Genomic DNA, 20041 nt, shown 5'->3' on the forward strand with positions numbered 1-20041 from the left:
CATGGCTGATTACCAGGGTAAAAAAGTCGTCATTATCGGTCTGGGATTGACCGGGCTGTCCTGCGTGGATTTCTTTCTGGCGCGTGGCGTGACGCCGCGTGTGATGGATACCCGCGCAACGCCACCTGGCCTGGATAAATTGCCGGAAGCGGTTGAGCGTCATGTTGGCAGCCTGAATGATGATTGGCTGCTGGCCGCCGATCTCATCGTCGCCAGCCCTGGTATTGCCCTGGCGCATCCTTCTCTGAGCGCCGCTGCTGATGCAGGGATCGAAATTGTCGGTGACATCGAGCTGTTCTGTCGTGAAGCGCAGGCGCCGATCGTCGCGATCACCGGTTCCAACGGGAAAAGCACCGTCACCACGTTGGTGGGAGAAATGGCGAAAGCGGCTGGTGTGAACGTGGGTGTTGGCGGAAATATCGGCCTGCCCGCGCTGATGCTGCTGGATGACGAACGTGAGCTGTATGTACTGGAGCTGTCGAGCTTCCAGCTGGAGACAACCTCCAGCTTACAGGCCGTAGCCGCCACCATTTTGAACGTCACCGAAGATCATATGGACAGGTATCCGTTTGGCTTGCAGCAGTACCGTGCGGCCAAACTGCGCGTCTATGAGAATGCGAAAGTGTGCGTGGTTAATGCCGATGATGCGCTGACCATGCCGATTCGCGGGGCGGATGAGCGCTGCGTGAGCTTTGGCATCAACATGGGTGACTATCATCTCAATCGTCAGCAGGGTGAAACCTGGCTGCGGGTGAAAGGCGAAAAAGTCCTGAACGTGAAAGAGATGACGCTTACCGGCCAGCATAACTATACCAACGCCCTGGCGGCGCTGGCGCTGGCGGATGCTGCGGGTCTGCCGCGGGCATCCAGCCTGAAAGCGCTGACTACCTTTACCGGTCTGGCGCATCGTTTCCAGTTGGTACTGAATCATAACGGTGTGCGTTGGATCAACGATTCAAAAGCCACCAACGTTGGCAGCACCGAAGCGGCACTGAATGGTCTGCACGTTGACGGTACGCTGCACCTGCTGCTGGGCGGCGATGGGAAATCCGCCGACTTTATGCCGCTGCAACGCTACCTGACTGGCGACAACATTCGTCTGTACTGCTTTGGTCGCGATGGCGCGCAGCTTGCTGCTCTGCGTCCTGAGGTTGCGGAACACACTGAAACCATGGAGCAGGCAATGCGTCTGCTCGCACCGCGTGTGAAGCAGGGTGATATGGTGCTGCTGTCGCCAGCCTGCGCCAGCCTTGACCAGTTCAAGAACTTTGAGCAACGCGGTGACGTCTTTACCCGTTTAGCGAAGGAGTTGGGTTGATGCGCTTCTCTCTCCCTCGTCTGAAAATGCCGCGCGTACCGGGACTGGGTGTCCTGGCGTGGATCTTCGCGGCACTTAAAGGCTGGGTGATGGCTTCGCGTGATAAAGACGCGGACAGCTTGATCATGTATGACCGCATGCTGCTGTGGCTGACTTTTGGTCTGGCAGCGATCGGTTTTGTGATGGTGACATCGGCATCGATGCCCGTAGGGCAACGCCTGGCAGGCGATCCTTTCCTGTTTGCTAAGCGTGACGCGCTGTATATCTTCCTCGCGTTCTGTCTGGCGATGGTGACGCTGCGTCTGCCGATGGAGTTCTGGCAAAAGTACAGCACGACGATGCTGATCGCCTCGATCATCATGTTGTTGATCGTGCTGGTGGTGGGGAGCTCCGTTAACGGGGCATCGCGCTGGATCGCGCTGGGTCCACTGCGTATTCAGCCTGCGGAATTCACCAAGCTGTCGCTGTTCTGTTATCTCGCTAACTACCTGGTGCGTAAAGTCGATGAAGTGCGTAATAACCTGCGCGGCTTCTTAAAACCGATGGGTGTGATTCTGGTGCTGGCAGTCTTACTGCTGGCGCAGCCTGACCTTGGTACGGTGGTGGTGCTGTTTGTCACGACGCTGGCGATGCTGTTTCTCGCTGGCGCGAAACTGTGGCAGTTCATTGCCATTATCGGCATGGGGATTTCGGCGGTGGTGCTGCTGATCCTTGCCGAACCGTATCGTATTCGCCGCGTAACCTCCTTCTGGAACCCATGGGAAGATCCGTTTGGCAGCGGCTATCAGTTAACGCAATCGCTGATGGCTTTTGGTCGCGGTGAGGTTTGGGGTCAGGGGTTAGGTAATTCAGTGCAAAAACTGGAGTATTTACCGGAAGCGCACACCGACTTCATCTTCGCCATCATTGGGGAAGAGCTGGGTTATATCGGTGTGGTATTGGCACTTTTAATGGTATTCTTCGTCGCTTTTCGCGCGATGTCGATTGGCCGCAAAGCGCTGGAAATTGACCACCGTTTTTCAGGCTTTTTAGCTTGCTCCATCGGGATTTGGTTTAGCTTCCAGGCCCTGGTAAACGTCGGCGCGGCAGCAGGTATGCTGCCAACAAAAGGTCTGACGTTACCGCTGATCAGTTATGGTGGTTCCAGTTTGTTGATTATGTCGACGGCCATCATGTTTTTGTTACGTATTGATTATGAAACGCGTCTGGAAAAAGCCCAGGCGTTTACACGAGGTGCACGATGAGTGGTCAACCGAAGCGGTTAATGGTGATGGCAGGCGGTACCGGCGGGCATGTGTTCCCGGGGCTGGCGGTTGCGCACCATTTAATGGCCCAGGGCTGGCAGGTTCGTTGGCTGGGCACCGCCGATCGTATGGAAGCGGACTTAGTGCCGAAGCATGGCATTGAAATTGACTTTATTCGCATCTCCGGTTTGCGTGGCAAAGGTGTCAACGCGCTACTTGCCGCCCCCGTGCGTATTTTTAATGCCTGGCGTCAGGCGCGCGCCATCATGAAGCAGTTTAAGCCTGATGTGGTGCTGGGGATGGGCGGCTACGTGTCCGGCCCTGGCGGTCTGGCTGCCTGGTCATTAGGCATTCCGGTTGTCCTGCATGAGCAAAACGGCATTGCGGGATTAACCAACAAGTGGCTGGCGAAGATTGCAACGAAGGTGATGCAGGCTTTTCCTGGCGCTTTCCCGAATGCGGAAGTGGTGGGTAACCCAGTACGCACCGACGTTCTGGCGCTGCCGTTGCCCGAAGCGCGTCTGGCGGGGCGTGAAGGCCCGGTTCGCGTGCTGGTCGTCGGGGGATCTCAGGGCGCACGCGTATTGAACCAGACGATGCCGCAGGTTGCCGCAAAGCTTGGTGACGCGGTGACTATCTGGCATCAGAGTGGCAAAGGCGCGCAGCAAACCGTTGAACAGGCGTATGCCGACGCGGGACAACCGCAGCACAAGGTCACTGAGTTTATTGATGATATGGCAGCAGCCTACGCGTGGGCGGATGTCGTAGTTTGTCGCTCCGGCGCGCTGACGGTAAGCGAAATTGCCGCCGCAGGTTTGCCTGCGCTGTTTGTGCCTTTCCAGCACAAAGACCGACAGCAGTACTGGAATGCGCTGCCGCTGGAGAAAGCGGGCGCCGCAAAAATTCTTGAGCAGCCGCAGTTTACTGTGGATGCCGTCGCTAACACCCTTTCCGGGTGGTCGCGAGAAACCTTATTAACCATGGCAGAACGTGCGCGCGCCGCTTCCATTCCGGATGCTACAGAGCGCGTTGCTAATGAAGTGAGCCGGGCTGCCCGGGCGTAATTGTGGTGATGCCTTTTGCATCGCATGAACTAAGAAGTTAATGGCTAAAGAATGAATACACAACAACTGGCAAAACTGCGTTCCATCGTGCCCGAAATGCGTCGCGTTCGGCACATTCACTTTGTCGGCATCGGTGGTGCTGGTATGGGCGGTATTGCCGAAGTTTTGGCCAACGAAGGTTATCAGATCAGCGGTTCTGACTTAGCGCCGAACCCGGTGACGCAGCAGTTGACGAATCTGGGCGCCACGATTTTCTTCAACCATCGCCCGGAAAACGTGCGCGATGCGAGCGTGGTGGTGGTATCCAGCGCCATTTCTGCGGATAACCCGGAAATTGTTGCGGCGCATGAAGCGCGCATTCCGGTGATCCGTCGTGCTGAAATGCTGGCGGAGTTAATGCGTTTTCGTCACGGTATCGCCATTGCCGGGACGCACGGTAAAACCACGACCACAGCGATGGTCTCCAGTATCTACGCGGAAGCGGGGCTGGATCCGACGTTTGTCAACGGCGGTCTGGTGAAGGCCGCAGGCGTCCATGCGCGTCTGGGTCATAGCCGTTATTTAATAGCGGAGGCGGATGAGAGCGATGCGTCGTTCCTGCATTTGCAGCCGATGGTAGCGATTGTTACCAATATCGAAGCCGATCATATGGATACCTACCATGGCGACTTCGAAAATTTAAAGCAGACGTTTATTAATTTCCTGCATAACTTGCCGTTTTATGGTCGTGCGGTGATGTGCGTTGACGATCCGGTGATCCGCGAGTTGTTGCCGCGAGTTGGTCGTCAAACCACAACCTATGGTTTCAGCGATGATGCTGATGTGCGCGTCGAAGATTACCAGCAGATTGGTCCACAAGGACACTTCACACTGCTGCGTCAGGGGATGGCCGATTTACGCGTGACGTTGAACGCACCGGGCCGTCACAATGCGCTGAACGCGGCGGCGGCGGTAGCAGTTGCAACAGAAGAAGGCATTGAAGACGACGCAATTCTGCGCGCGCTGGAAAGTTTCCAGGGCACCGGACGACGTTTTGACTTCCTCGGCGAATTCCCGCTTGAGCCGGTAAACGGTAAAGCCGGGACGGCGATGCTGGTGGATGATTATGGTCATCACCCTACGGAAGTGGATGCCACAATTAAAGCTGCACGCGCGGGCTGGCCGGACAAAAATTTGGTGATGCTGTTCCAGCCGCACCGCTTTACGCGTACTCGCGATCTGTATGACGACTTTGCCAACGTGCTGACTCAGGTCGATGCGCTGTTGATGCTGGATGTGTACGCCGCGGGTGAAGCCGCGATTCCAGGAGCCGACAGTCGCTCGCTGTGCCGTACGATCCGTGGTCGCGGTAAGATCGACCCGATTCTGGTATCCGATCCGGCTCAGGTGGCAGACATGCTGGCGCCGGTATTAACCGGCAACGATCTGATTTTGGTGCAGGGCGCAGGAAATATCGGCAAAATCGCGCGTTCCTTAGCTGAAATCAAACTGAAGCCGCAAAACCCGGAGGAAGAACAACATGGCTGATAAAATCGCGGTCCTGTTAGGGGGAACCTCCGCAGAGCGTGACGTTTCGCTGAATTCCGGCGCGGCCGTACTGGCAGGGTTACGCGAAGGTGGTGTGGATGCTCATCCAATTGACCCAAAAGAGGTCGATGTCACGCTTTTGAAATCGATGGGTTTTCAAAAGGTGTTTATTGCGCTGCACGGTCGTGGTGGTGAAGATGGCACGTTGCAGGGCATGCTGGAGCTGATTGGTCTGCCGTACACCGGTAGTGGCGTCATGGCTTCTGCGATTTCGATGGACAAACTGCGCAGCAAACTGTTGTGGCAGGGGGCTGGTTTACCGGTCGCGCCTTGGGTCGCATTGACCCGCGCTGAGTTCGAAAAAGGCCTTAATGATGAGGTGGTTACGGAGATTTCTGCGCTAGGTTTGCCGCTGATTGTGAAGCCCAGCCGTGAAGGCTCAAGCGTAGGGATGTCAAAAGTTGAAGAAGAAAATGCTTTGCATGGTGCATTAGCATTGGCTTTTCAGCATGATGAAGAAGTACTGATCGAAAAATGGCTCAGTGGCCCGGAATTTACAGTTGCGATACTTGGTGAAGAAATTTTACCGTCAATACGTATCCAACCTGCGGGAACCTTCTATGATTATGAGGCGAAGTATCTCTCTGATGAGACACAATATTTCTGCCCTGCCGGTCTGGAAGTCGAACAAGAGGCCCGTTTACAGGAATTAGTCCTGAAAGCGTGGACCACATTGGGCTGTAAAGGTTGGGGTCGCATTGACGTCATGCTGGACAGCGATGGCCAGTTTTATCTGCTGGAAGCGAATACCTCTCCGGGTATGACCAGCCACAGTCTGGTGCCGATGGCGGCGCGTCAGGCGGGCCTGAGCTTCTCGCAGTTGGTGGTAAGAATTCTGGAGTTGGCGGACTGATATGTCGCAGGCTGCGCTGAACACGCGAAACGGTGATGAAGAAGAAGTAAACTCCTCACGCCGCAATAATGGAACGCGTCTTGCAGGAATATTGTTCCTGCTGACAGTGCTGTGCACCGTGTTTGTCAGCGGCTGGGTAGTGTTGGGATGGATGGAAGATGCGCAACGTTTGCCTTTATCGAAACTGGTGTTAACCGGCGAACGACATTACACGCGCAATGACGATATTCGTCAGTCCATTTTGGCGCTGGGCGCTCCGGGAACCTTTATGACTCAGGATGTGAATATCATTCAGAGTCAAATTGAACGCCTCCCCTGGATTAAACAGGCGAGCGTCAGAAAGCAATGGCCCGATGAATTGAAGATTCATCTGGTTGAATATGTGCCCATTGCGCGTTGGAATGACCAACATATGGTGGATGCTGAAGGAAATACATTCAGTGTTCCAACCGGTCGGGCCAATAAGCAGGTATTACCTATGTTGTATGGACCGGAAGGCAGCGCAAGTGAAGTGTTGCAAGGGTTCCGCGATATGGGGCAGGTGCTGGCTAAGGATAGATTCACCCTGAAGGAAGCGGCGATGACCGCTCGTCGTTCCTGGCAGTTGACGCTGAATAACGATATTAAGCTGAATCTGGGCAGGGGCGATACGATAAAACGTTTGGCTCGCTTTGTGGAACTCTACCCGGTTTTACAGCAGCAGGCGCAAACCGATGGCAAACGGATTAGCTACGTTGATTTGCGTTATGACTCAGGAGCGGCAGTAGGCTGGGTTCCCTTGCCTCCTGAGGAATCTAATCAGCAACAGAATCAGGCACAGGCAGAACAACAATGATCAAGGCGACGGACAGAAAACTGGTAGTTGGACTGGAGATTGGCACCGCGAAGGTAGCCGCTTTAGTAGGGGAAGTTCTGCCCGACGGTATGGTCAATATCATTGGCGTGGGCAGTTGCCCATCGCGAGGTATGGATAAAGGCGGGGTGAATGACCTTGAGTCAGTGGTGAAGTGCGTACAGCGCGCCATTGACCAGGCTGAACTGATGGCAGATTGCCAGATTTCCTCGGTGTATCTGGCACTTTCCGGTAAACATATTAGCTGTCAAAATGAAATTGGTATGGTGCCCATTTCCGAAGAGGAAGTGACGCAGGAAGATGTGGAAAACGTGGTACATACGGCAAAATCCGTACGCGTTCGCGATGAACATCGTGTTCTGCACGTTATTCCGCAGGAATACGCCATCGACTACCAGGAAGGCATTAAAAATCCGGTCGGTCTTTCCGGCGTGCGTATGCAGGCAAAAGTCCATCTTATTACCTGCCACAACGACATGGCGAAGAACATTGTCAAAGCCGTTGAACGTTGTGGTCTGAAAGTTGACCAACTGATTTTTGCCGGGTTGGCAGCCAGTTATTCCGTGTTGACGGAAGATGAACGTGAGCTGGGTGTCTGCGTGGTGGATATTGGTGGTGGTACAATGGACATCGCCGTTTATACTGGCGGGGCGTTGCGCCACACTAAAGTTATCCCTTATGCAGGGAATGTAGTGACCAGCGATATCGCGTATGCCTTTGGTACGCCGCCGAGCGATGCTGAAGCCATCAAAGTGCGTCATGGTTGCGCGCTGGGCTCCATCGTGGGTAAAGACGAAAGCGTTGAAGTGCCAAGCGTAGGTGGTCGTCCACCGCGTAGCCTGCAACGTCAGACCCTGGCAGAGGTCATTGAGCCGCGTTATACCGAGCTGCTCAACCTGGTCAACGAAGAAATTTTGCAATTACAAGAACAGCTTCGCCAGCAGGGTGTGAAACATCATCTGGCGGCGGGGATTGTGTTAACCGGTGGCGCTGCGCAAATTGAAGGTCTTGCGGCCTGCGCACAGCGCGTGTTCCATACGCAAGTACGTATTGGCGCACCGCTGAATATCACTGGTCTGACGGATTATGCCCAGGAGCCTTATTATTCAACGGCAGTGGGGCTGCTTCACTACGGGAAAGAATCCCATTTGAGTGGTGAGGCTGAAGTAGAAAAACGCGTTACGGCATCAGTTGGCTCGTGGATCAAACGACTCAATAGCTGGCTGCGAAAAGAGTTTTAATTTTTAAAGAGACCAACGCACATTAACGGTCTCAGGCGACAGGCACAACGGAGAGAGAAACTATGTTTGAACCTATGGAACTTACCAATGACGCGGTGATTAAAGTCATCGGCGTCGGCGGCGGCGGCGGTAATGCCGTTGAACACATGGTGCGCGAGCGCATCGAAGGTGTTGAATTCTTCGCGGTGAATACCGACGCTCAGGCGTTGCGTAAAACGGCGGTTGGACAGACCATTCAGATTGGTAGCGGCATCACCAAAGGTCTGGGCGCGGGTGCAAACCCGGAAGTAGGCCGTAATGCGGCAGACGAAGATCGTGAAGCTCTGCGTGCAGCGCTTGACGGCGCAGATATGGTGTTTATCGCAGCTGGCATGGGCGGCGGTACCGGTACCGGTGCAGCGCCAGTGGTTGCTGAAGTAGCAAAAGATTTAGGTATTCTGACCGTTGCTGTCGTGACTAAGCCTTTCAACTTTGAAGGTAAGAAGCGTATGGCATTCGCGGAGCAGGGTATCACCGAGCTGTCCAAACATGTGGACTCTCTGATTACTATTCCGAATGACAAACTGCTGAAAGTGCTGGGTCGCGGTATCTCCCTGCTGGATGCGTTTGGCGCAGCGAACGACGTGCTGAAAGGCGCAGTCCAGGGTATCGCTGAACTGATTACTCGTCCGGGCCTGATGAACGTCGACTTTGCAGACGTGCGCACCGTGATGTCCGAAATGGGCTACGCGATGATGGGTTCAGGCGTGGCAAGCGGTGAAGACCGTGCAGAAGAAGCGGCTGAAATGGCTATCTCTTCTCCGCTGCTGGAAGACATCGATCTGTCTGGTGCGCGCGGCGTGCTGGTCAACATTACTGCGGGCTTCGACCTGCGTCTGGATGAGTTCGAAACCGTCGGTAACACGATTCGTGCCTTTGCATCGGATAATGCGACCGTGGTTATCGGTACCTCCCTGGACCCGGATATGAACGACGAACTGCGCGTGACCGTTGTTGCAACTGGAATTGGTATGGACAAACGTCCTGAAATCACTCTGGTGACCAACAAGCAGGTACAGCAGCCGGTAATGGATCGTTACCAGCAGCACGGCATGGCGCCGTTGACGCAAGAGCAGAAACCGGTAGCGAAAGTGGTTAACGACAATACGCCGCAAACCACCAAAGAGCCGGATTATCTGGATATCCCAGCATTCCTGCGTAAGCAAGCTGATTAAGAATTAGCTGGAATTTGGGAATTGTGGCTCTTTGTGCTAAACTGGCCCACCGAATGTATAGTACACTTCGGTTGGATAGGTAATTTGGCGAGATTATACGATGATCAAACAAAGGACTCTTAAACGTATCGTTCAGGCGACTGGCGTCGGTTTGCATACCGGCAAAAAAGTCACCCTGACATTACGCCCTGCGCCGGCCAACACCGGGGTCATCTATCGTCGCACCGACTTGAATCCTCCGGTAGATTTCCCGGCCGATGCCAAATCTGTGCGTGATACCATGCTCTGTACGTGTCTGGTCAATGAGCATGATGTACGGATTTCAACCGTAGAGCACCTTAATGCTGCTCTGGCGGGTTTAGGTATCGATAACATCGTTATTGAAGTTAACGCACCGGAAATCCCGATCATGGATGGCAGTGCCGCTCCGTTCGTTTATCTGCTGCTTGATGCAGGTATTGAAGAACTGAGCAGCGCCAAAAAATTTGTTCGCATCAAAGAGACCGTTCGTGTCGAAGATGGCGATAAGTGGGCTGAGTTCAAGCCGTATAATGGTTTTACGTTGGATTTCACCATCGACTTTAACCATCCGGCGATCGACTCCAGCACGCAGCGCTACGCGATGAACTTCTCTGCGGATGCGTTCATGCGTCAGATCAGCCGTGCGCGTACTTTCGGCTTCATGCGTGATATCGAATATCTGCAGTCCCGCGGCCTGTGCCTGGGCGGCAGCTTCGATTGTGCCATCGTTGTTGACGATTATCGCGTATTGAACGAAGACGGCCTGCGTTTTGAAGATGAATTCGTTCGTCACAAAATGCTCGACGCGATCGGTGACTTGTTCATGTGTGGTCACAACATTATTGGTGCATTTACCGCGTATAAATCCGGTCATGCATTGAATAACAAACTGTTGCAGGCGGTCCTGGCAAAACAGGAAGCCTGGGAATATGTGACCTTCCAGGACGATGCAGAACTGCCGTTGGCGTTCAAAGCACCATCGACCGTACTGGCATAACGACATACGTTGTCGCATAAATTCGACTGGTAAATCTGGCACTCTCTCCGGCCAGGTGAGCCAGTCGTTTTTTTATCTTCCGAGTGCAAACCACCTTATCTGAAGCGACTTTTTCCCCACAGGTAGATTAAAATACCGTTCGATCGCTGCTTTCTTAAGCATATTTACCCGCGACTTGCTGTCATTACTGCTGTGGTGCGAACGCATTAATGGTAAGATTTGTGCGCAAAAAATGGTTTTGCATTTGTAACCCCAAACGCAGGGTATATCAGGTGGCAATAACGTGAGTGGAATACTGACGCGCTGGCGACAGTTAGGCAGACGGTACTTCTGGCCGCATCTCCTGTTGGGGATGGTCGCGGCTAGTTTTGGCCTGCCCGCGCTCGGTAATGCTGCTGAACCTAATACCCCCGCGAAGGCGACCGCCAGCAATCACGATCAAGGCGCTAAAGTTAACTTTAGCCAGCTTGCTTTGCTGGAAGCGACTAATCGCCGCCCAAATTTTACCGTCGATTACTGGCATCAACATGCCATTCGTACGGTTATCCGCCATCTTTCTTTTGCCATGGCGCCTCAGGCGTTGCCCGTTGCCGAAGAGCCATTGCCAATCCAGGCGCACCATCTTGCGTTACTGAATACGCTCAGCGCGATGCTGACGCAGGAAGGCACTCCGCCCGCGACAGTAAGTCGCGTGACATACGCACACTTTACCTCTCAGGCCGCGTTTAGCGTTCCGGTCTGGATCAGCCAGCTGCAGGGTATCCGCGCTGGTCCTCAACGCCTCAGCTAAAAAAGAACCTTCCAACTTATAATTTTTGACTCCGCACCGCGGGGCGTTTGAGATTTTATTATGCTAATCAAATTATTAACGAAAGTATTCGGTAGCCGTAACGAGCGTACGCTGCGTCGTATGCGTAAAGTGGTCAATGTCATCAACGCGATGGAACCGGAGATGGAAAAACTCTCCGATGATGAACTGAAAGCGAAGACCGCTGAATTCCGCGCCCGTCTGGAAAAAGGTGCCAGCGTTGAGAGCCTGATCCCGGAAGCGTTCGCAGTAGTGCGTGAAGCGAGTAAACGCGTGTTCGGTATGCGTCACTTCGACGTTCAACTGCTGGGCGGTATGGTGCTTAACGATCGCTGCATCGCGGAAATGCGTACTGGTGAAGGTAAAACCCTTACCGCGACGCTGCCAGCCTACCTGAACGCATTAAGCGGGAAGGGCGTACACGTGGTTACCGTGAACGACTACCTGGCTCAGCGTGACGCCGAAAATAACCGCCCGCTGTTTGAATTCCTCGGCATGACCGTGGGTATCAACATGTCTGGCCTGCCTGCGCCAGCCAAGCGTGAAGCCTACAATGCCGATATTACTTACGGTACCAACAACGAATACGGCTTTGACTACCTGCGCGACAACATGGCGTTTAGCCCGGAAGAGCGCGTTCAGCGAAAACTGCACTATGCGCTGGTCGATGAAGTCGACTCCATCCTGATCGATGAAGCGCGTACACCGCTGATCATTTCCGGTCCGGCTGAAGACAGCTCGGAAATGTACAAAAAAGTGAATAAAATCATCCCGCACCTGATCCGTCAGGAGAAGGAAGATTCCGACACGTTCCAGGGCGAAGGGCACTTCTCAGTTGATGAGAAAGCGCGCCAGGTTAACCTGACCGAACGTGGTCTGGTACTGATTGAAGAGCTGCTGGTTAACGAAGGCATTATGGACGAGGGCGAGTCACTGTACTCTCCAGGCAACATTATGCTGATGCACCACGTGACTGCCGCACTGCGTGCGCACGTGCTGTTTACCCGCGACGTAGACTACATCGTGAAAGACGGCGAAGTTATCATCGTCGATGAACACACCGGTCGTACCATGCAGGGGCGTCGCTGGTCCGATGGTCTGCACCAGGCTGTTGAAGCTAAAGAAGGCGTAGAGATCCAGAACGAGAACCAGACGCTGGCATCTATTACCTTCCAGAACTACTTCCGTTTGTACGAAAAACTGGCCGGCATGACCGGTACAGCCGACACTGAAGCATTTGAATTTAGCTCCATCTACAAACTGGATACCGTGGTTGTGCCGACCAACCGTCCGATGATCCGTAAGGATTTACCGGATCTGGTGTACATGACCGAAGCGGAAAAAATTCAGGCGATCATTGAAGATATTAAAGAGCGTACCGCAAATGGCCAGCCGGTGCTGGTAGGTACTATCTCCATTGAAAAATCGGAAGTAGTGTCTAACGAGCTGAGCAAAGCGGGTATCAAACACAATGTTCTGAACGCCAAGTTCCACGCCAACGAAGCTGCAATCGTCGCCCAGGCGGGTTACCCGTCAGCCGTGACTATCGCGACGAACATGGCCGGTCGTGGTACCGATATCGTGCTGGGCGGTAGCTGGCAGGCGGAAGTTGCCGAGCTGGAAAACCCAACTCCGGAACAAATCGCGCAGATTAAAGCCGAGTGGCAGGTTCGCCATGACGCGGTATTAGCTGCCGGTGGCTTGCATATTATTGGTACCGAGCGTCACGAATCTCGCCGTATCGATAACCAGCTGCGTGGTCGTTCGGGTCGTCAGGGTGATGCGGGCTCTTCCCGTTTCTATCTGTCGATGGAAGATGCGCTGATGCGTATTTTTGCCTCTGACCGCGTGTCAGGCATGATGCGTAAACTGGGTATAAAGCCTGGCGAAGCCATTGAACACCCATGGGTGACCAAAGCAATTGCTAACGCACAGCGTAAAGTGGAAAGCCGCAACTTCGATATTCGTAAGCAGCTGCTGGAATATGATGACGTTGCCAACGATCAGCGTCGTGCTATCTACACCCAGCGTAACGAACTGCTGGACGTAACTGACGTTAGCGAAACCATCAACAGCATCCGTGAAGATGTCTTCAAAGCAACTATTGATGCCTATATTCCGCCGCAGTCTCTGGAAGAAATGTGGGATATCCCGGGTCTGCAGGAACGTCTGAAAAACGACTTCGATCTTGAGATGCCGATTTCAGAGTGGCTGGATAAAGAGCCTGAGCTGCACGAAGAAACGCTGCGTGAACGTATCCTGGCAAACGCCATCGAAGTTTATCAGCGTAAAGAAGAAGTTGTGGGCGCGGAGATGATGCGTCACTTCGAAAAAGGCGTGATGCTGCAAACTCTCGACTCTCTGTGGAAAGAGCACCTTGCTGCGATGGACTATCTGCGTCAGGGTATCCACCTGCGTGGTTATGCGCAAAAAGATCCGAAGCAGGAATACAAGCGTGAATCCTTCTCTATGTTTGCGTCAATGCTGGAATCACTGAAATACGAAGTGATCAGCACCCTGAGCAAAGTTCAGGTGCGTATGCCTGAAGAAGTCGAAGCCATGGAGCAGCAGCGTCGTGAAGAAGCTGAGCGCTTAGCGCAGATGCAGCAGTTGAGTCATAAAGGCGACGATTCTGCCGCAGCAGAAGAGCTGGCAGCACAAACCGGCGATCGTAAAGTGGGTCGTAACGATCCGTGTCCTTGCGGCTCTGGCAAAAAATACAAACAGTGCCACGGCCGTCTGAGCTAAGAAAATAACTTACTGAAAAGGCGCAGAATTCTGCGCCTTTTTTATGGACGATAAAGATGAAAATACTGCAAATCGCCGTCGGGATTATTCGTAATCAGCAACATGAAATTTTTATCACCCAGCGTGCGGCTGATGCCCACATGGCAAATAAGCTGGAATTCCCCGGCGGGAAAATTGAAGCGGGCGAAACGCCGGAGCAGGCGCTGATTCGCGAGCTACAGGAAGAAGTGGGGATCACGCCGACTCAAAGCTCATTGTTCGAAAAGCTGGAGTATCAGTTTCCGGACAGGCATATCACTCTGTGGTTCTGGCTGGTTGAAAGCTGGGAAGGCGAGCCGTGGGGAAAAGAGGGGCAACCGGCGCAGTGGATTGCGCAAGATGCTCTGAATGCGCAGGATTTCCCGCCCGCGAATGCACCGGTCATTGAAAAGCTGATAGCTGGCTAATGGTGCTGTAGGCCGGATAAGGCAACGCCGCATCCGGCAAATTATGGCGGGGCGCTACGCTTGCCCGCCCTACGTTTTAGTTCGTAGGCCTGATAAGCGCAGCGCCATCAGGCAAAACAACATAAAATGCCGGGTGCGGCGTTGCCTAATCCGACCCACCGTTTTAGCAGAATTACTTCTGTTCTTCACTCCAGTCGTCGCTTTCTGACAGATCACCAGAGCTTGGGATGCGTTTCTCTTCTGCGGCCCACTCTCCCAGATCGATTAACTGGCAGCGCTTGCTGCAGAATGGGCGAAACGGACTGACCTCAGCCCATACTACAGGCTTGCCGCAGGTTGGGCAGTTGACGATGGTTTGTTCAGACATGTTGACTCCTTAACAGCACGCCAGTTCAAAATCGAGGCGCTCAGGCACCTGACCATTCTCGCTATCCAGCGGCATAAAGCGGATGGCAAAACGGCTCTTATGACCAGAGATTTGCGGATAAAGCAGCGAATCAAGCGGCAGCTGCAAGCGCAGCAGATCTGCATCTTCGCCGTTGTCCTGATAAAAACCATTCAGGCTGGTTTGCTTACGAAACGGCGCTGAGTTGCGAATTAAATCCAGTACCAGCGACAGCGCCTGGTTGAGCGGATTCAGGCTGGCAAGCCAGGTTTCAACCTGCGCGTCACGATGCGACTGTGCCAGGTGTAACCAGATATGCAGAGTCGGCAGATCGAAACTGCAGCACCCGCCAGGAATACTTAAACGCTGACGTACGAGACCAATCAGACGATCTTCGCGCAGCGTCTGTCCAATACGCGGGGCAGAAATCAGAATGCTGCCTGCACTTTTTAGCTGCTGACGCAAAGAGTCGATTCTGCTTTGATCGACGCCGGGAACTTCGACCCAGGCCTGGAGTTTACGCTGCTGTCGCTCCAGTTCTTTGAGGAGTTCGGTACGGACTTCGCCGCGTTCAAATACATCCAGCAAATCTCCGATATTGCGGAAAAAATGCAGAGCGCCGGCATGATCAGTAATGGGCAAATTAACGGAGAGCTGTTGGATTAAAAACTCAATGCGCAGCCATGTACGCATCTTCTCATTGAGAGGGTGTTCAAAAAGGACCTGGGTGTGCATTACGGTTTTTCCTGTGAGACAAACTGCGACGCGCATTGCAAATAGAGCGCGTGCAGGCGGGCGACATCCGAGGCGATGGCTTCCGGTGCGCCATTATTATCAATAACATCGTCTGCCACGGCCAGCCGCGCTTCACGCGTTGCCTGGGCAGCAAGAATTTGTTCAACATGCTCACGCGTGACGTCATCACGCTGCATGGTGCGTCTGAGCTGGGTTTCGGGGGTGACATCCACCACGAGTACGCGGTCGGCTTTTTTATACAGCGAATTTTCCACCAGCAAAGGGACAACCCATAGCAGATAAGGAGAGGTTGCTTGCTGAAACTGACGCTGGGTTTCCTGCTGAATAAGCGGATGAAGCAGAGCATTCAGCCAGCTTTTCTCCTCAGGATTGGAAAAAATGCGTTCGCGTAAAATGCGTCGCTGCAACGATCCGTCTGCGGCTATAACGTCGGAACCAAAATGTTCTTCGATCGCCTTAAGAGCAGGTGTGCCGGGTTCAACCACCTGGCGCGCAATAATATCTGCATCAATGACGTTTATTCCGAGGTCAGCGAACGCATTTGCAACGGTGCTTTTACCACTGCCAATGCCGCCGGTTAAGGCTACCGTATACCTCATAGATGCCGATCCTGGAGTTTAAGTTTGATTATCAAACAGTTAAAAGTTATGCGTGCGAAGGCGAGGCTGCTGCAGGATTAACCTACTATTCGCCAGGTAAATTTATGGGATTGTAGCGTAAAAAAAGAGAATTTCGCAGTCTTGCGCGGCATTGATTAGTGCGTATGATAGCGTCACTGGAGTTGTGAGTTTCGATTTTTCGCCATTAACCCCAGGAATCCGCACATGCGTATCGAAGAAGATCTGAAGTTAGGTTTCAAAGACGTTCTTATCCGCCCTAAGCGTTCTACTCTCAAAAGCCGTTCCGATGTTGAGCTGGAACGTCAATTTACCTTTAAGCATTCAGGTCAGACCTGGTCCGGCGTACCTATTATTGCCGCGAACATGGACACTGTCGGGACGTTTGCCATGGCAACGGCACTGGCTTCCTTCGACATCCTGACCGCTGTGCACAAACACTATTCTGTTGAAGACTGGGCCGCCTTCATCGCAGAGAGCTCTGCCGATGTGCTCAAACACGTAATGGTTTCAACCGGTACGTCTGATGCAGATTTCGAAAAAACTAAACAGATTCTGGCGCTCAACCCCGCGTTGAACTTTATCTGCATTGATGTGGCCAATGGCTACTCAGAGCATTTTGTTCAGTTCGTGTCGAAAGCGCGTGAAGCATGGCCGACTAAAACGATCTGTGCGGGCAATGTGGTCACCGGTGAAATGTGTGAAGAGCTGGTGCTTTCCGGTGCTGATATTGTCAAAGTCGGCATTGGCCCAGGTTCTGTATGTACCACGCGTGTAAAAACCGGCGTTGGCTATCCACAGCTTTCTGCGGTTATTGAATGCGCCGATGCAGCCCACGGTCTGGGTGGAATGATTGTCAGCGACGGCGGCTGCACAATGCCGGGTGACGTGGCAAAAGCGTTCGGTGGCGGTGCAGACTTCGTGATGCTCGGCGGCATGCTGGCTGGTCATGAAGAAAGTGGCGGCAAAATTGTTGAAGAGAACGGTGAGAAATTCATGCTGTTCTACGGTATGAGCTCTGAATCTGCCATGACGCGTCACGTAGGTGGTGTTGCACAGTACCGCGCTGCAGAAGGTAAAACCGTCAAGCTGCCACTGCGCGGCCCGGTTGATAATACCGCTCGCGATATCCTCGGCGGTTTGCGTTCTGCTTGTACCTATGTGGGCGCATCCCGTCTGAAAGAGCTGACCAAACGTACAACATTTATTCGTGTACAGGAACAAGAAAACCGTGTTTTCAATAGCCTGTAAGAACAGCTAGTTCTGTGAAATGCCGGATGGCGTTACGCCGCCATCCGGCATTTGAATCTATCCCGCCCCGCTCATCGCATCTCCCAGATGGAAAATCGGTAAATACATCGCGACGACCAGCGTACCGATGATAAGCCCCGTAATGACCAGCAACGCAGGCTCAAGTAATGCAGCCAAATTCTCAGCCTGAGCCAGGGTTTTCTCGCCATGGTGATGAGCAAGATTGCGCAGCATTGCATCCAGCGAGCCGGAAGCTTCACCCGTTCTGACCAGCTGTATACACAATGGGCTGAATTCACCGCTATTTTTAAGCGCTAACCAGATCGGTTTTCCAGAGCTGATGTCCTGCTGAACCAGTGCTAAACGTTGCGACCAGAAAGGGTTAGCCAGCGTTTCGGTAACGCTCTCAAGACCCTGCAAAAAGGGAATGCCCGCATTTTGCGTTAACGCCAGAACAGTGAATATCTGCGTGAGTTTTTGCCCTCTCACTATCGGCCCTATGACCGGGAGGCTGAGCAGCAATTTCTGGCGCAGAATGAGCCAGTACGGTTTCTGCTTTATCAAATGATGTGTGGCAACTGCTACCAGGCCAAGCGCTACCGCCAGCCATCCCCATTGGCTGCTACAGTGTGCGATGGTAATAATCCACTGAGTGAGCGCCGGTAGCGGGGTGTTGAACGTCTGGTAGATAGCGGCAAACTCAGGGAGTACAAACTGCAGCATCGCAAATACGACCATCACCGCCATTGTTATGATGATGATCGGATAGCGCAGGGATTTTTTAACTTTATCAGCAAGTTGCTGTTGTTTCTTTTGCTGGTAGGCGAGTTCAAAACAGCAGTCGTCCAGCTTACCCGTAAGTTCTCCGGTACGGATCATTGCCTGGTAAAGGGGCGGAAAAACGTGTTGCCATTGTGATAACGAGGCGGAGAGGGTTATGCCCTGTTCCATATCGTAAGCCAGCGTACGCAGTAGCGCCTGCCATTGACTGCTGGGATGCTGTTCAGCAAGCAGAGCTAGCCCTGTTGAGAGCGTTAACCCTGCCTTTAGCAATGTCGCCAACTGGTGTATGGTTTCGGCACTTCTTGTACGGCTCCAGTGCGAGATTTTGACACGCATACGTTTAATGCGCAGCGGCGTAATCTGTTGTTCCTCAAGAGCCAGCATCAATGACGGTCGGGTATCGGCCCATAGCGTTCCTTCCAGCGATTTACCTTCGTTGTTAATGCCTTGCCAGCACCAAAGCTGTTTAGCGGACATGAGGCATGCCCAGTACACGAATCAGCTCTTCAAATGTCGTTAACCCTTGCTTGACGGCCTGACAGCCATTCTCGAAAAGCGTTCTCATTCCTGATTGCTGAGCATCAGATTCCACTTCGTCTACTGATGTGCCACTGGCAATACTCTGACGTAATGCCGGAGTAACAGGGAGCACTTCAAACAATGCCGTACGGCCATAAAATCCGTGATAACAATGTTTGCAGCCAAGGGCCTGCCAATTCGGTAGTGGTGTAGGCCAGACAGTTTTCGGGAGCGTGATAGGCGTACTCTGACGTTGTCGGCAATGGGGGCACAACTTTCTGACCAACCGCTGTGCAATAACGAGCGTCAGCGCGGAGGCGATCATCCAGCGTGCGACACCCATTTGTTGCAGGCGCACCAGCGTTTCACTGGTGGAATTGGTATGCAGCGTAGAAAGAACCAGATGACCTGTTTGTGCGGCCTTAAGGGCTATTTCTGCCGTTTCGCCATCGCGGATTTCACCCACCATGATAATGTCGGGATCCTGGCGCAGCAGCGCGCGCAATACGCCCTGAAAAGTCAAACCGGCGCGTGGGTGAATTTGCGTCTGGTTGAGACCTGCGATCGGGATCTCTACCGGATCCTCCACGCTACAAAGATTCACATCCGGGGTGTTTCGGGTTTGCAGCGCACTGTACAGCGTGACCGTTTTGCCGCTTCCGGTAGGTCCGGTGACCAGAATCAACCCCTGAGGCTGCTGCAAGGCTTGCGAAAATGCGGCCAGCTGCGCGTCTTGCATTCCCAGCGCCGCGATCTCCAGTGACTGATCGACCTGATGAAGTAGCCGTAACACGACTTTTTCGCCGTAGCGACAGGGTAGGGTGGCGATGCGAAACGAGACCGGCTCTCCTGAAATCTCAACGGTAAATTGTCCGTCTTGTGGAAGCCGATGCTCGGCGATATCCAGGCTGCCTAATACTTTTAACCTTGCGGTGATGGCAATGCCCATCTCGGTCGTGACTTCCGGTAAAGCGTGAAGCACGCCATCTACGCGTAATCTGATTCGATAGTGATTTTCCTCGGGTTCAAAATGAATATCAGAAGCCCGTTGCGTCAGAGCGGAATGAAACGTCTGATTCAGCAAGTCTGCCGCGCTGGCGCTGCTTTTCGTGACTACTGCCGGAAGCATTGTCTGCGGTGTATGCGTGTGGCCTTCCATTTGCTGACGTGTCCAGCAGACAATGTCGATGTGTCGGGTGGTGGCAAAATGCAGCGCATCCAGCAGCTCGTGTGATGGGGCGTCTACGACGGCGATATGCACCACTTCATTGTCTGCATCCAGTAATATTGCCTGATAACGTTGGCATAGTGCCGTAAGTTGGGTGGTGTTCATCTC

The 20041-nt window shown here is 53.3% G+C and carries 18 protein-coding genes; 13 read left to right on the plus strand and 5 right to left on the minus strand.

Going from position 1 to position 20041, the window contains the following annotated elements; all coding sequences use genetic code 11:
- The first annotated feature begins 1 nt into the window (after nucleotide 1).
- From murD to mutT, 12 genes are all read left to right on the plus strand, one after another.
- Nucleotides 2-1318: a UDP-N-acetylmuramoyl-L-alanine--D-glutamate ligase gene (gene murD / locus OGY10_RS05250; RefSeq protein WP_125362735.1), complete on the plus strand. Its 1317-nt coding sequence runs from the start codon at nucleotides 2-4 to the stop codon at nucleotides 1316-1318.
- The gene (gene ftsW, locus OGY10_RS05255) at nucleotides 1318-2562 is read left to right on the plus strand and encodes a cell division protein FtsW (protein ID WP_003829529.1); all 1245 of its coding nucleotides are present in this window, start codon (nucleotides 1318-1320) and stop codon (nucleotides 2560-2562) included. Before murD ends, ftsW begins: the two co-directional genes overlap by 1 nt.
- Nucleotides 2559-3626: an undecaprenyldiphospho-muramoylpentapeptide beta-N-acetylglucosaminyltransferase gene (gene murG / locus OGY10_RS05260; RefSeq protein ID WP_003829528.1), complete on the plus strand. Its 1068-nt coding sequence runs from the start codon at nucleotides 2559-2561 to the stop codon at nucleotides 3624-3626. Before ftsW ends, murG begins: the two co-directional genes overlap by 4 nt.
- 51 nt (nucleotides 3627-3677) lie before the next feature.
- Nucleotides 3678-5153, plus strand: a complete 1476-nt coding sequence (murC, locus tag OGY10_RS05265; protein WP_003018763.1) for a UDP-N-acetylmuramate--L-alanine ligase — start codon at nucleotides 3678-3680, stop codon at nucleotides 5151-5153.
- Nucleotides 5146-6066 (plus strand): D-alanine--D-alanine ligase, encoded by a 921-nt coding sequence (locus OGY10_RS05270; protein ID WP_032942366.1) that lies wholly within the window; start codon nucleotides 5146-5148, stop codon nucleotides 6064-6066. Before murC ends, OGY10_RS05270 begins: the two co-directional genes overlap by 8 nt.
- 1 nt (nucleotide 6067) lies before the next feature.
- Nucleotides 6068-6901, plus strand: a complete 834-nt coding sequence (gene ftsQ / locus OGY10_RS05275; RefSeq protein WP_003018758.1) for a cell division protein FtsQ — start codon at nucleotides 6068-6070, stop codon at nucleotides 6899-6901.
- Nucleotides 6898-8160: a cell division protein FtsA gene (ftsA, locus tag OGY10_RS05280; RefSeq protein ID WP_003018755.1), complete on the plus strand. Its 1263-nt coding sequence runs from the start codon at nucleotides 6898-6900 to the stop codon at nucleotides 8158-8160. Before ftsQ ends, ftsA begins: the two co-directional genes overlap by 4 nt.
- 62 nt (nucleotides 8161-8222) lie before the next feature.
- Entirely contained in the window at nucleotides 8223-9374 is a 1152-nt protein-coding gene (gene ftsZ / locus OGY10_RS05285) for a cell division protein FtsZ (protein ID WP_003018753.1), read from the plus strand.
- A 100-nt stretch (nucleotides 9375-9474) separates the two neighbouring features.
- Nucleotides 9475-10392, plus strand: coding sequence for a UDP-3-O-acyl-N-acetylglucosamine deacetylase (gene lpxC, locus OGY10_RS05290; RefSeq protein ID WP_006686706.1), 918 nt, complete (start codon nucleotides 9475-9477; stop codon nucleotides 10390-10392).
- Nucleotides 10393-10675: 283 nt separating this feature from the next.
- The gene (gene secM / locus OGY10_RS05295; protein WP_003829520.1) at nucleotides 10676-11182 is read left to right on the plus strand and encodes a secA translation cis-regulator SecM; all 507 of its coding nucleotides are present in this window, start codon (nucleotides 10676-10678) and stop codon (nucleotides 11180-11182) included.
- A gap of 60 nt (nucleotides 11183-11242) precedes the next feature.
- Entirely contained in the window at nucleotides 11243-13948 is a 2706-nt protein-coding gene (gene secA, locus OGY10_RS05300) for a preprotein translocase subunit SecA (protein WP_286576406.1), read from the plus strand.
- Nucleotides 13949-14004: 56 nt separating this feature from the next.
- Nucleotides 14005-14394, plus strand: coding sequence for an 8-oxo-dGTP diphosphatase MutT (gene mutT, locus OGY10_RS05305; protein ID WP_008786200.1), 390 nt, complete (start codon nucleotides 14005-14007; stop codon nucleotides 14392-14394).
- A gap of 172 nt (nucleotides 14395-14566) precedes the next feature.
- Here mutT and yacG read toward each other — a convergent pair whose 3' ends face one another.
- From yacG to coaE, 3 genes are read right to left on the minus strand one after another with little or no spacing between them, the layout of a single operon-like run.
- Nucleotides 14567-14761, minus strand: coding sequence for a DNA gyrase inhibitor YacG (yacG, locus tag OGY10_RS05310; protein ID WP_003018740.1), 195 nt, complete (start codon nucleotides 14759-14761; stop codon nucleotides 14567-14569).
- Nucleotides 14762-14770: 9 nt separating this feature from the next.
- On the minus strand, nucleotides 14771-15514 hold the full coding sequence (gene zapD, locus OGY10_RS05315) for a cell division protein ZapD (protein WP_008786201.1): 744 nt from the start codon (nucleotides 15512-15514) through the stop codon (nucleotides 14771-14773).
- Nucleotides 15514-16134 carry a dephospho-CoA kinase gene (gene coaE / locus OGY10_RS05320; RefSeq protein ID WP_003829511.1) on the minus strand — a complete coding sequence of 207 codons (621 nt, stop codon included), beginning with the start codon at nucleotides 16132-16134 and terminating at the stop codon, nucleotides 15514-15516. Before coaE ends, zapD begins: the two co-directional genes overlap by 1 nt.
- A gap of 225 nt (nucleotides 16135-16359) precedes the next feature.
- Here coaE and OGY10_RS05325 point away from each other — a divergent pair, with 225 nt between their 5' ends.
- Nucleotides 16360-17403, plus strand: coding sequence for a GMP reductase (locus OGY10_RS05325; protein ID WP_003829510.1), 1044 nt, complete (start codon nucleotides 16360-16362; stop codon nucleotides 17401-17403).
- 57 nt (nucleotides 17404-17460) lie between these two features.
- Here the strand turns inward: OGY10_RS05325 and hofC are convergent, their stop codons facing one another.
- Both hofC and gspE read right to left on the minus strand, forming a co-directional pair.
- Complete coding sequence (hofC, locus tag OGY10_RS05330; protein ID WP_191226417.1) at nucleotides 17461-18663, minus strand: protein transport protein HofC; 1203 nt, start codon at nucleotides 18661-18663, stop codon at nucleotides 17461-17463.
- Complete coding sequence (gene gspE / locus OGY10_RS05335; RefSeq protein WP_286576408.1) at nucleotides 18653-20038, minus strand: type II secretion system protein GspE; 1386 nt, start codon at nucleotides 20036-20038, stop codon at nucleotides 18653-18655. Before gspE ends, hofC begins: the two co-directional genes overlap by 11 nt.
- Between the last annotated feature and the right edge of the window lie 3 nt (nucleotides 20039-20041).

It is taken from the genome of Citrobacter sp. Cpo148 (assembly GCF_030332375.1).
Taxonomy (GTDB): domain Bacteria; phylum Pseudomonadota; class Gammaproteobacteria; order Enterobacterales; family Enterobacteriaceae; genus Citrobacter; species Citrobacter portucalensis.

Coding starts and splice junctions, on each gene's coding strand:
- ftsA (WP_003018755.1), top strand. CDS start 6,898: ATGATCAAGGCGACGGACAGAAAACTGGTAGTTGGACTGGAGATTGGC.
- murD (WP_125362735.1), top strand. CDS start 2: ATGGCTGATTACCAGGGTAAAAAAGTCGTCATTATCGGTCTGGGATTG.
- ftsQ (WP_003018758.1), top strand. CDS start 6,068: ATGTCGCAGGCTGCGCTGAACACGCGAAACGGTGATGAAGAAGAAGTA.
- murG (WP_003829528.1), top strand. CDS start 2,559: ATGAGTGGTCAACCGAAGCGGTTAATGGTGATGGCAGGCGGTACCGGC.
- yacG (WP_003018740.1), bottom strand. CDS start 14,761: ATGTCTGAACAAACCATCGTCAACTGCCCAACCTGCGGCAAGCCTGTA.
- mutT (WP_008786200.1), top strand. CDS start 14,005: ATGAAAATACTGCAAATCGCCGTCGGGATTATTCGTAATCAGCAACAT.
- hofC (WP_191226417.1), bottom strand. CDS start 18,663: ATGTCCGCTAAACAGCTTTGGTGCTGGCAAGGCATTAACAACGAAGGT.
- zapD (WP_008786201.1), bottom strand. CDS start 15,514: ATGCACACCCAGGTCCTTTTTGAACACCCTCTCAATGAGAAGATGCGT.
- ftsZ (WP_003018753.1), top strand. CDS start 8,223: ATGTTTGAACCTATGGAACTTACCAATGACGCGGTGATTAAAGTCATC.
- secA (WP_286576406.1), top strand. CDS start 11,243: ATGCTAATCAAATTATTAACGAAAGTATTCGGTAGCCGTAACGAGCGT.
- coaE (WP_003829511.1), bottom strand. CDS start 16,134: ATGAGGTATACGGTAGCCTTAACCGGCGGCATTGGCAGTGGTAAAAGC.
- OGY10_RS05270 (WP_032942366.1), top strand. CDS start 5,146: ATGGCTGATAAAATCGCGGTCCTGTTAGGGGGAACCTCCGCAGAGCGT.
- murC (WP_003018763.1), top strand. CDS start 3,678: ATGAATACACAACAACTGGCAAAACTGCGTTCCATCGTGCCCGAAATG.
- lpxC (WP_006686706.1), top strand. CDS start 9,475: ATGATCAAACAAAGGACTCTTAAACGTATCGTTCAGGCGACTGGCGTC.
- gspE (WP_286576408.1), bottom strand. CDS start 20,038: ATGAACACCACCCAACTTACGGCACTATGCCAACGTTATCAGGCAATA.
- ftsW (WP_003829529.1), top strand. CDS start 1,318: ATGCGCTTCTCTCTCCCTCGTCTGAAAATGCCGCGCGTACCGGGACTG.
- OGY10_RS05325 (WP_003829510.1), top strand. CDS start 16,360: ATGCGTATCGAAGAAGATCTGAAGTTAGGTTTCAAAGACGTTCTTATC.